Origin of the sequence: Microbacterium sp., from assembly GCF_046295495.1 — a bacterium.
In the GTDB taxonomy this organism is placed as follows: Bacteria; Actinomycetota; Actinomycetes; order Actinomycetales; family Microbacteriaceae; genus Microbacterium.
In genome coordinates this window covers 25,803-36,061 of the sequence record NZ_JBKBNC010000028.1, presented here as the reverse complement: position 1 = coordinate 36,061, position 10,259 = coordinate 25,803, and the positions used below count along the sequence as shown (strand labels likewise).

9 protein-coding genes are annotated in these 10,259 nt (G+C 69.9%); 5 read left to right on the top strand and 4 right to left on the bottom strand.

Annotated features, from left to right (window positions below; translation table 11 throughout):
• Window positions 1-177: 177 nt before the first annotated feature.
• The 3 genes from ACK4LS_RS10835 to ACK4LS_RS10825 all read left to right on the top strand — a co-directional run bounded on the left by ACK4LS_RS10835 (window position 178) and on the right by ACK4LS_RS10825 (window position 3,628).
• On the top strand, window positions 178-1,158 hold the full coding sequence (locus ACK4LS_RS10835) for an aldo/keto reductase (protein WP_409716969.1): 981 nt from the start codon (window positions 178-180) through the stop codon (window positions 1,156-1,158).
• 118 nt (window positions 1,159-1,276) lie between these two features.
• On the top strand, window positions 1,277-2,050 hold the full coding sequence (locus ACK4LS_RS10830) for a PP2C family protein-serine/threonine phosphatase (RefSeq protein ID WP_409716967.1): 774 nt from the start codon (window positions 1,277-1,279) through the stop codon (window positions 2,048-2,050).
• 45 nt (window positions 2,051-2,095) lie between these two features.
• Window positions 2,096-3,628 carry an APC family permease gene (locus ACK4LS_RS10825; RefSeq protein ID WP_409716965.1) on the top strand — a complete coding sequence of 511 codons (1,533 nt, stop codon included), beginning with the start codon at window positions 2,096-2,098 and terminating at the stop codon, window positions 3,626-3,628.
• A 96-nt stretch (window positions 3,629-3,724) separates the two neighbouring features.
• Here the strand turns inward: ACK4LS_RS10825 and ACK4LS_RS10820 are convergent, their stop codons facing one another.
• Window positions 3,725-4,708, bottom strand: a complete 984-nt coding sequence (locus ACK4LS_RS10820) for an asparaginase (RefSeq protein ID WP_409716963.1) — start codon at window positions 4,706-4,708, stop codon at window positions 3,725-3,727.
• A gap of 97 nt (window positions 4,709-4,805) precedes the next feature.
• Between ACK4LS_RS10820 and ACK4LS_RS10815 the strand changes: the two genes are divergently transcribed.
• Together ACK4LS_RS10815 and ACK4LS_RS10810 are read left to right on the top strand one after the other, a co-directional pair.
• The gene (locus tag ACK4LS_RS10815; protein WP_409716961.1) at window positions 4,806-5,276 is read left to right on the top strand and encodes an OsmC family protein; all 471 of its coding nucleotides are present in this window, start codon (window positions 4,806-4,808) and stop codon (window positions 5,274-5,276) included.
• Between the two features lie 74 nt (window positions 5,277-5,350).
• Window positions 5,351-5,830 carry a hypothetical protein gene (locus ACK4LS_RS10810; RefSeq protein WP_409716959.1) on the top strand — a complete coding sequence of 160 codons (480 nt, stop codon included), beginning with the start codon at window positions 5,351-5,353 and terminating at the stop codon, window positions 5,828-5,830.
• A gap of 148 nt (window positions 5,831-5,978) precedes the next feature.
• Here the strand turns inward: ACK4LS_RS10810 and glpK are convergent, their stop codons facing one another.
• From glpK to ACK4LS_RS10795, 3 genes are all read right to left on the bottom strand, one after another.
• Window positions 5,979-7,490 (bottom strand): glycerol kinase GlpK, encoded by a 1,512-nt coding sequence (glpK, locus tag ACK4LS_RS10805; RefSeq protein WP_409716957.1) that lies wholly within the window; start codon window positions 7,488-7,490, stop codon window positions 5,979-5,981.
• Window positions 7,491-7,567: 77 nt separating this feature from the next.
• Complete coding sequence (locus ACK4LS_RS10800) at window positions 7,568-8,323, bottom strand: MIP/aquaporin family protein (protein ID WP_409716955.1); 756 nt, start codon at window positions 8,321-8,323, stop codon at window positions 7,568-7,570.
• Between the two features lie 121 nt (window positions 8,324-8,444).
• Window positions 8,445-10,163, bottom strand: coding sequence for an FAD-dependent oxidoreductase (locus ACK4LS_RS10795; RefSeq protein ID WP_409716953.1), 1,719 nt, complete (start codon window positions 10,161-10,163; stop codon window positions 8,445-8,447).
• Window positions 10,164-10,259 lie beyond the last annotated feature (96 nt).

The following is a 10,259-nucleotide window of genomic DNA, read 5'->3' as shown; positions in this document are numbered from 1 at the left end:
CGGGCCTGACGACCGCCGGTCCGCCGGGGCGGGCGGCCGCGCATTCGCGCCCGTTCCGCCCCGGGTCCTCGCACGCGCACCGAGTCGATGCCGCTGAGAGACACGGACAGACCTGCACCGATGAGCTCCCCGCCGCGGCGGGGAGCTCATCGTGCATTCCGGGGCTAGCGTGGAGGAATGACATCCTCCGATCTCCCCCTTCGCCCCGTCGGTCGTTCCGGGCTGCGGGTGTCGGCCGTCGGCCTCGGATGCAACAACTTCGGCCGGGCGGGCACCACGACCGAGACGCCGGAGGGGACGCGCGAGGTGCTCGACGCCGCGATCGACGCGGGAGTGACCTTCCTCGACACGGCCGACATCTACGGACGCCGGTTCGGTCTCTCGGAGACGCTCATGGGGGAGGCGCTCGAGGGTCGACGCGATCGTGTGGTGCTGGCGACGAAGTTCGGCCACGCCGATTTCGCGCCGTCGGTCCCCGGCGGGGCGAAGGGATCCCGCGCGCACGTGCGGCGGGCCGTGGAGGATTCGCTCCGTCGTCTGCGCACGGACTGGATCGATCTCTACCAGCTGCACACGCCCGACCCCTCGACGCCGATCGACGAGACGCTCGACGCCCTCGCCGATCTCGTGCGGGAGGGGAAGGTGCGCTACGTCGGGCACTCGAACTTCTCGGGCTGGCAGATCGCCGAAGCGGAGGCTGCTGCCTCCGGTGTGCGGTTCGTCTCGGCCCAGAACCAGTACAGTCTGCTGGCCCGTGCGGCCGAGCGCGAGGTGCTCCCCGCGGCCCGCCACTTCGGCCTCGGCTTCTTCCCGTTCTTCCCGCTGCACAACGGTCTGCTGACCGGCAAGTTCACACGCGACGGCGGCCCGGAGGACAGCCGCATCATGCGCCAACGGCCGCACCTCTGGCGCGAGGCGCCGTGGGATGCGCTCGAGCGTTATCAGGGGTTCTGCGACGAGCGGGGGATCACGATGCTCGAGGCGACGTTCGGGTGGTTCCTCGCGAATCCCGTCGTCTCCAGCGTGATCGCGGGGGCGACCAGCGCCGAGCAGGTTCGGACGAACGCCGCCGCCGCCACCGCGTGGTCACCGAGCGCCGCCGATCTGCGGGAACTGGACGGCATCCTGGCTCTGCCCGCCGATCCGGCCGCGGGATGATCGTCTTCGCGGCGAGGCGGAGACCCGGCGCGTCCGCGGCTCGCGGGCTCGTGTCGACTAGGATGACAGGGCCGCGCGCTTCCGCCGGCGCAGCTGTCGGCCAACCGGAGGATCTTTCGTGCCCGAGGTGACCACCCACACGCGTACCGTCCCGCTCGGCGAGGCGTCTCTCGATCTGCGGTGGGCGGCGAGCACCGACACCGGGCGCCGCCGCGAGGTCAACCAGGATGCCGTCCTGGCCGACTACCCCCTCTTCGTCGTCGCCGACGGCATGGGCGGCCACTTGGGCGGCGAGATCGCCAGCGCCAGCACCGTCGACCGTCTGCGTGCCGTCGTGTCGGCCGGGTCGGTGTCGACCAAGAACATCGAGAAGGCGCTCTCGCGCGCGGTGAAGGACATCATCGCCCACCCCGAGACGACCGACGAGGGCACGGGCACGACCCTGACGGGGCTCTACTTGGAGACCCACACCGACGAGCCGCACTGGGTGACGCTGAACATCGGCGACTCTCGTGTGTACCTCCTGCGCGACGGTGAGATCGTGCAGGTGACGACGGACCACTCGGTCGTCCAGGAGCTCATCGCCGCGGGTCGCCTCAGCCCCGAGGAGGCCGAGAACCACCCCTACGGCAACGTCATCACACGCGCCGTCGGCCCCAGCGACAGCGTCAAACCCGATTACCTGCGCCTCGACGTGCTCGACGGCGACCGCTTCGTCATCTGCTCGGACGGGCTGACGAAGGAATTGACCGACTTCGGCATCCGTCACTTCCTGGAGGCCAACGCCGATCCGGCCGCCGCCGTCGAGGCGATGATGGCCGCAGCGCTGGAGAACGGCGGACGCGACAACATCACGATCGTCGTCCTCGACGTCGCCCGTCGCCCCTCCTGAGAATCCCCTCTTGACCGCGGTATCCGCGGATTCTACGTTCGGCATATGACTTCCGCACCCGAACGGACGGCCGGCAAGGGCCTGGCCACCGGCACGCTCGGCCTGTGGGGCTCGACCGTCATCGGTCTGGCATCCACCGCCCCCGTGTATTCGCTCGTCGCCACGCTGGGCTTCGTCGTGCTGGCCGTCGGTGCGCAGGCGCCCATCGCCTTCGTCGTGGCCTTCATCCCGATGCTGTTCATCGCCTTCGCCTATCGCGAGCTGAACAACGAGATCCCGGACTGCGGGACGACGTTCACGTGGGGGACCAAGGCGTTCGGCCCCTGGATCGGGTGGATGGGCGGCTGGGGCGTCGCGGTGGCCGGCATGGTCGTGCTGGCCAACCTCTCGCAGATCGCCGGCATCTACCTGTGGTCCCTCGTGGGCGACGGCTCGCTCGCCGAGAACGTGCCGCTGGTCACCGCCACGGGCGTCGCCTTCATCGCGGCCATGACCTTCATCAGCTACCGGGGCGTCGAGATCGGTGAGCGGATCCAGAACGTGCTGCTCGCGGTGCAGTACCTCGTGCTGGCGCTGTTCGTGGTCCTGGCGCTGTGGAAGTTCTTCGACGGCACCGCCCCGAACCCGACGCCGTTCGACCTGGAGTGGTTCAACCCGCTCGGCTTCACCGACTGGAGCGGGTTCACCGAGGCGGTCCTGCTCGCCCTGTTCATCTACTGGGGGTGGGACACGTGCCTCGCGCTCAACGAGGAGACGAAGGACCCCAAGCGCATTCCGGGGCGGGCGGCGTTGCTGACCACGGTGATCCTGCTGGGCACCTACGTCACGGTGACGGTCGCGGCGATGATGTACGCCGGGGTGGGCGAGGAGGGCGCGGGGTTGGCCAACCCGGAGAACGCCGACGACGTGTTCCTCGCGCTGAAGGACGGCCTGTTCGGTCCGTTCGGGTGGGTGCTCATCGTCGCCGTGCTCATCTCGGCGGTGTCGTCGACGCAGACCACGATCCTCCCGACGGCTCGGGGCACGCTCGCCATGGCGGCGTACAAGGCCCTGCCGCCGCGCTTCCGCTCGGTGCACCCGCGCTACAAGACGCCGTCGTTCTCGACGCTGGTGATGGGCATCGTGGCATCCGTCTACTACGTGGGCATGACCCTGATCAGCGACAACATCCTGCAGGACTCGATCCTGTCGCTCGGGCTCGCCATCGCCTTCTACTACGCGATGACCGGCTACGCCTGCGTCTGGTACTACCGGCGCGAGCTCTTCTCCTCGGGGAAGAACCTCGTGTACCGCGGCATCCTGCCCCTGCTCGGTGCGCTCATGCTGACCTACGCGTTCGTGCAGTCGGCGATCGACATGTACGACCCCGAGTACGGCAACACCGTACTGCTCGGCGTGGGCGGGACGTTCGTCGTCGGCATCGGGGCCCTCGCCATCGGCGTGGTGCTGATGCTGCTGTGGTTCGCGTTCCCGGGATCGAAGCCGTTCTTCCGGGGCGAGAGTCTGAACCGGGAGACAGAGGTGCTCGTGCCCGACGAGCCGATCACCTACCCCCGTTCGGTCGACGGGGGGATCTGAGCCCACGCCGGAGCCGGGGGCGGGCACGACCGCGCCGGCGCCCTCGCGCGGGGTACCTTACCGCGCGGCACCCCTTCGCGGCGAGGTCGGAGCGCGTCAGACCGTCGGACGGATGGCGCCGACCACGGCGCCGCCGCCGGAGATCGACAGCGGCAGCAGGGCGAGGGTGTCGGCCACGGCGTCGGGCGTGAGCGCCCCGACGCGCTCGAGCAGGCGCAGGGCGACGGCGTGGCCGGCGCGGTTCGACCCGTCGAGCATCTTGAGCGCCACCGTGGTGCCGTCGGGGGTCGTCATGACCTGCACGCCCTCGGCGCCCATCTTGGAGAAGACGCCGAGACGCTCGATGACGATGGTGTCGGGCCGGCCCGGGCCGTCGATGGTCCAGGGGTTCTCGCGCACCGCGCGCACGAGCGTGCCGGCGCTGCGGTGAAGGGCGAACGGGGAGCGCTCCGACGAGGTCGCGATCCGTTGGATGGCGCGGGCGAGGCCCACGAGGCTCATCGCGTACACAGGCGCCCCGCAGCCGTCGATCGCCGTGGTCGTCATCCGCTCGCCGACGAGGCGCTCGAGCACCTCGCGGATGTGCACCTGCAGGGGGTGCTGCGTGTCGAGGTAGCCCTCGGTCGGCCAGCCGTTGGCCACGCACGTCAGCAGCATCGCGGCGTGCTTGCCCGAGCAGTTCATGCGCAGGGGGGAGGGGGCGCCGTGGTCGCGCACCAGTTCGTCGCGTGAGGCGGCGTCGGTGGGCCACGCGGCGGGGCAGCCGAGGTCGTCTTCGGTCAGCCCGGCGGACTGCAGGATGCCGCGGGCCACGGCGACATGACGCTCCGTTCCAGCATGGCTGGCCATCGCGATGGCGAGCCGCTCGTCGGCGAGGTCGGCTCCGGCCGAGAGGCACGCCAGCGCCTGCAGGGGCTTCATGCTCGAGCGGGGGAGGAAAGGCGCCGTGACGTCGCCCAGGGAGAGCTTCTCGGAGCCGTCGGCATCGAGGACCACGGCGACACCGAAGTGACGGGATTCGACGAAACCGCTGCGATCGACGACGGCGAGTTCGACGGAAGCGGGGGGCGTTGCGGGCATCCCTTCATCCTATCCGCGCCCTCGCGCGAGGACGGGGTGCCTCGCCCACGGGCGGGAGTCCGGCGCCGCGCGCGAGGGGAGGGGGCAGACTGGGGGGATGAACGGAGAGCACCACTACCGCCTGCACTCGACCTGGACCGGCGACCGTGGCACCGGGACGAGCGGGTATCGCGACTACGACCGCGCCGTGACCCTCGAGGTCGACGGCAAGCCCGCGATCGCGGCATCCGCCGACAAGCCCTTTCGGGGCGATCCCGCCAAGTGGAATCCCGAGGAGCTGCTGCTCGCCGCCCTCAGCGAGTGCCACCTGCTGTCGTACCTGCACGCGTGCGTGACCACCGGGGTGGTCGTCACGGCCTACGAGGACGACGCCTCGGGCACCCTGCAGGAGGACGGCAACAGCGGGGGCGCGTTCACGGAGGTCGTGCTGCGGCCGCGCGTGCGCGTGGCGGAGGAGTCGATGGTCGAGCCCGCGATCGCGGCGCACCGGCAGGCGCGGGAGTGGTGCTTCATCGCGAACTCCGTCAACTTCCCGGTGCGGCACGAGCCCGAGGTCTCCGTCGGCTGACGCAGCCCGGCGTCCGCGCCCGGGCCGTGCCGCGGTGATCGGTGTCGCTCCGCCGTGCGCCTTACGATGAGCGCATGCAGCTCGAACCGGCCCTCCGCCGCCTCGACCGGCTCGCCGGCGGACGCCAAGCCGATCACCGCGTCGAGGCGTCCGACGATCCCAGAGTCCGTCGTGCGTTCCGGGCGATCACCGTGCTGCTCGCCCTCGGCCTCGTGCTCGGGGCGGCGACGGTGGTCATCGCCCTCGTCATGACCGTCAACGGCGACGACGTCGGCTTCGCGGTGTGGATGCGGTGCCTCGTCGTGCTCGCCATCACCACGACGCTGTTCTACTTCCTGTGGCGGGCACGCGCGGGCTGGTACTGGGCGTTCCGGCGGCTGCAGCTGTTCAGCCGCATCTTCCCGGTGGTCGCCCTCGTGCTCGCGGCCATCCCGGGGCTGTACCCGTTCTGGGTGGTCACCGAGCAGATCCTCTTCGCGATCCTGCTCATCGGCGTCTCCGACTACCTGCAGTCCGACGCCGTGCGGGCGGCGTACCCGAAGCCACGGCGCTGAGGCGCGGCATCCGGACGCCGCGGAGGTCGACCGGGCGCCGACCGGTCCCTTCGAGGAGCGCAGGGACCGCCGCGGCGGTGGAGACTCCGTTCGAACGAGGAAACCCCGCCGGCGCACGGCCGACGGGGTTCCTCTGTCGAAGGGGTGCTCAGCGCACGTCTTCGTCGACCCAGTCCATCGACTTGGTGACGGCCTTCTTCCACAGGCGCAGCTCGCGGTCGCGCTCGTCGGAGTCCATGTCGGGCTCCCAGCGCTTGTCCTCCTGCCAGTTGGCGCGGAGGTCGTCGAGGCTGCCCCAGAAGCCCACCGCGAGACCCGCGGCGTAGGCCGCGCCGAGGGCGGTGGTCTCGGCGACGACCGGGCGCACGACGGGCACACCGAGGATGTCGGCCTGGAACTGCATGAGCTCGTCGTTGGCGGTCATGCCGCCGTCGACCTTGAGCTCGGTGAGGTCGACGCCGGAGTCGGCGTTGACGGCCTCGAGCACCTCGCGGGTCTGGAAGGCCGTGGCCTCCAGCGCCGCGCGGGCGATGTGGCCCTTGTTGACGAAGCGCGTCATGCCGACGATCGCGCCACGCGCGTCGGGACGCCAGTACGGCGCGAACAGACCCGAGAACGCCGGCACGAAGTACACCCCGCCGTTGTCGTCGACGGTGCGGGCCAGGGCCTCGACCTCGGGGGCCGAGGAGATGATGCCGAGCTGGTCGCGCAGCCACTGGATGAGCGAGCCGGTGACGGCGATCGATCCCTCGAGCGCGTAGCGGGCGGGCTGGTCGCCGAGCTTGTAGCCGAGGGTGGTGAGCAGGCCGTTCTTCGAGCGGACGATCTCTTCGCCCGTCTGGAAGATGAGGAAGTTGCCCGTGCCGTAGGTGTTCTTGCTCTCACCCGGGTCGAAGGCGGCCTGACCGAAGGTCGCGGCCTGCTGGTCGCCCAGGATGCCGGCGATCGGGGTCTCACGCAGCAGCGACGACGACTCGACGGTGCCGTAGACCTCGGAGGAGGAGCGGATCTCGGGCATCATCGAGCGCGGCACGCCGAAGTCGGCGAGGATGTCGTCGCGCCACTCGAGGGTCTCGAGGTCCATGAACAGCGTGCGGCTGGCGTTGGTGACGTCGGTGGCGTGCACGCCGCCGTCGATGCCGCCGGTGAGGTTCCACAGGACCCAGCTGTCGGTGGTGCCGAAGATGAGGTCGCCGGAGTCGGCCTTCTCGCGGGCGCCGTCGACGTTCTCGAGGATCCAGACGATCTTCGTGCCCGAGAAGTAGGTCGCCAGCGGCAGGCCGACGACGCTCTTGTAGCGCTCGGGGTCGCCGTCGGCGAGACGGTCCACGATCGACTGCGTGCGGGTGTCCTGCCACACGATGGCGTTGTAGACGGGCTTGCCCGTGTTCTTGTCCCAGACCACCGCGGTCTCGCGCTGGTTGGTGATGCCGACGGCGGCGATGTCGTGCCGCGTGATGTCGGCGCGGCTCAGGGCGAGGCCGATGACCTCCTGGGTGTTGCGCCAGATCTCGAGGGGATCGTGCTCGACCCACCCCGCGCGGGGGAAGATCTGCTCGTGCTCCTTCTGCCCGACGGAGACGACGCTCCCGGACGTATCGAAGATCATCGCGCGCGTCGAGGTCGTGCCCTGGTCGATGGCGAGGACGTAGTCGGCCATGGATGGACTCCTTTGTCTGATTCTGTGAGGGGTGAAGCGGGGAGAGCGGGGGCGCCGGGTGACGCCCCCGCGGAGGGTCAGTTGGCGAGGCCGAGCAGCACGGGGGCGAGGAGACCCGCCAGCACGCCACCCACGAGCGGACCGGCGACCGGCACCCAGGCGTAGCCCCAGTCGCTCGAACCCTTGCCCTTGATGGGCAGGATCGCGTGGGCGATGCGCGGGCCCAGGTCACGGGCCGGGTTGATCGCGTAGCCGGTGGGGCCGCCGAGCGACGCGCCGATGCCGACCACGAGGAGGGCGACCGGGACGGCCGCGAGCCCGCCGATGCCGCCCGGGACGCCGATGTCGGCCACGCCGTAGTCGCGGAAGCCGAAGATGACGAAGACGAGGACGAAGGTCGCGATGACCTCGGTCACGAAGTTGAAGCCGTACGAACGGATCGCGGGGCCGGTGGAGAACACGCCCAGCTTGGCGGCGGGGTCGGGCTCGTCGTCGAAGTGCTGCTTGTAGGAGGCCCACGCCAGCACGGCGCCGATGATCGCACCGATCAGCTGCGCGGCGATGGCCACGAAGAACTGGGCGAACGAGATGTCGCCGTGCACGAGGAGGCCGATGGAGACGGCCGGGTTCAGCTGCGCGCCCGAGTAGGCGGAGACGATGACACCGGCGAAGACCGCCAGGCCCCATCCCCAGTTGACCATCAGGGTGCCGCCGGCGTTGCCCTTGGTCTTGGCCAGGGCCACATTGGCGACCACGCCGCAGCCCAACAGGATGAGCATCGCGGTGCCGACCACCTCCGAGAGGAAGTACAGCCCCAGGTTCACTTCTTGCATGTCGTCATCGACCTTTCTTCTATCACCCGGACACCTTCGGCTCGGGTGGTGATGCGGCTCGGTGTTCCGAACCTATGCGCGACGTGCGGGCGTGCGACAGTCGGCACGCCCGCACGTTCTCTCAGATTCGCGCGACGCCGGCCTGTGCCAGATCGACCCGGTGCGCGGAGCGCAGGATCTCGGTGGAACGGGCGACCTCGTCGTCGACGCGGTCGGAGTCCCAGCCCAGCGGGCCGGCGACGGCCTCGGCGACCTCACGCAGCGTGCGCTCGGTCATGCCGCCGACGAAGGCGAGGTGGGTGCGGCGCAGCAGCACGTCGATGAGGTGCACGACCTGCTCGTTCTGCGCGATCCACTCCAGCTCCTCGCGGTAGTAGCCGTGGGCGTCGGGCACCGGGGTCGGCTCGTTCGGCAGCGCGGCGAGCACCGCGTCGGCGCGCGTGCCGTAGCGCTCGAGCATGGCATCCACGAGCTCGGCGGAGTGGGCATTCGTGCGCGCGGAGACCCAGCGGCGACGCTGCTCGGGGGTGGCGGGGAAGCCCGCCCCGCCGCCGATCGACAGGCCCTGGGTGCTGACGCGGTGGGGGCGGCGCAGCTTCTGCAGCGTCTTCATGCTGAGGTGCTCGGCCAGCGCCCGGAACGTGGTCCACTTGCCGCCGACGAGGCTCATGGTCGGAACGCCGGCGATCTCGTCCTCGACGATGCGGTAGTCGCGCGAGACGAAGCCGGGGGCGGTGTCGTCGTGGCGGGGGAGGGGCCGGATGCCGGAGAAGGTGTAGACGATCTGCGAGCGGTCGACGCCCACCGTGGGGAACACGTGCCCGATGAGGTCGAAGAAGTACGCGATCTCGTCGTCGGTGCACACGACCGGCTTCGCGGGGTCGGCGTCGATGTCGGTGGTGCCCACCAGGACGCGGTCCTTGAGCGGGTAGATCAGCACGATGCGCCCGTCGGAGTGCTCGAAGAAGATCTCGCGTCCGCCGGTGGCCGCCAGCAGCTCGGGGTTGTCGAGCACGATGTGCGAGCCCTTCGTGCCGCCCATGAACTGCGTCGTCAGTCCCATGGCCTGGTTGGCGAGGTCCGTCCACGGTCCGGCGGTGTTCAGGATGACCTTGGCCTTGACCGAGAACTCCTCACCGGAGACCTCGTCGCGTACGCGGACGCCGTCCGCGTCGGCGCCCACGGCCGACACGTAGTTGACGGCCTGCGTGCGGCCGCCGCCGGCCTCGATGCCGTCGCGCAGCACGTCGAGGGCGATGCGCTCGGGGTCGTGCATGGACGCGTCGAAGTACGTGGCCGTGTAGGCGAGGTCGTTGTTGAGCTTCGGCAGCTCCGCGAGCGACTTCTTCTTGCCGAGGAACTTGTGCCGGGGGACCGAGCCGCCGTCGCGCGAGAAGGTGTCGTACATGATGAGGCCGACCTTGATCAGCAGCGCGCCGCGCTCGTTCGGCTTGCCGCGACCGTGCGTGACGAGCAGACGGAAGGGCGCCGACAGGATGCCGGAGAACGTCTTGTAGATCGGGATCGTGGTCTCGAGCGGCTTGACGTAGTGGGGCGCGGTCTTGAGCAGGTCGTTGCGCTCGGTGACCGCTTCCTTCACGAGGCGGAACTCGCCGTTCTCGAGGTACCGGATGCCGCCGTGCACCATGTGGCTGGAGGCCGACGACGCGCCGGAGACGAAGTCCCCGCGCTCGACGAGCGCGACGCTGACGCCCTGGAGGGCCAGGTCGCGGAGGGTGGCGAGGCCGTTGATGCCCCCACCGATGATGAGGACGTCGAGGTCTTCGGCGTCGCGAAGCGCCTGGACGTCGGCGCGGAGCGGAGAAGTGGGGGACGACATGTCGACTGCGACCTTTCGTTGTTGGTACGACGATCATGGTGCGCCTGTGTGCACGTTGTTGCAAGCCCCTTGAACAAACGTGCAGAATGGTGTTCA

Excerpts from the sequence above, each read along its gene's own strand:
- ACK4LS_RS10835 (WP_409716969.1), top strand. The coding sequence starts at position 178 with ATGACATCCTCCGATCTCCCCCTTCGCCCCGTCGGTCGTTCCGGGCTG.
- ACK4LS_RS10825 (WP_409716965.1), top strand. The coding sequence starts at position 2,096 with ATGACTTCCGCACCCGAACGGACGGCCGGCAAGGGCCTGGCCACCGGC.
- ACK4LS_RS10820 (WP_409716963.1), bottom strand. The coding sequence starts at position 4,708 with ATGCCCGCAACGCCCCCCGCTTCCGTCGAACTCGCCGTCGTCGATCGC.
- ACK4LS_RS10815 (WP_409716961.1), top strand. The coding sequence starts at position 4,806 with ATGAACGGAGAGCACCACTACCGCCTGCACTCGACCTGGACCGGCGAC.
- ACK4LS_RS10810 (WP_409716959.1), top strand. The coding sequence starts at position 5,351 with ATGCAGCTCGAACCGGCCCTCCGCCGCCTCGACCGGCTCGCCGGCGGA.
- glpK (WP_409716957.1), bottom strand. The coding sequence starts at position 7,490 with ATGGCCGACTACGTCCTCGCCATCGACCAGGGCACGACCTCGACGCGC.
- ACK4LS_RS10800 (WP_409716955.1), bottom strand. The coding sequence starts at position 8,323 with ATGCAAGAAGTGAACCTGGGGCTGTACTTCCTCTCGGAGGTGGTCGGC.
- ACK4LS_RS10795 (WP_409716953.1), bottom strand. The coding sequence starts at position 10,163 with ATGTCGTCCCCCACTTCTCCGCTCCGCGCCGACGTCCAGGCGCTTCGC.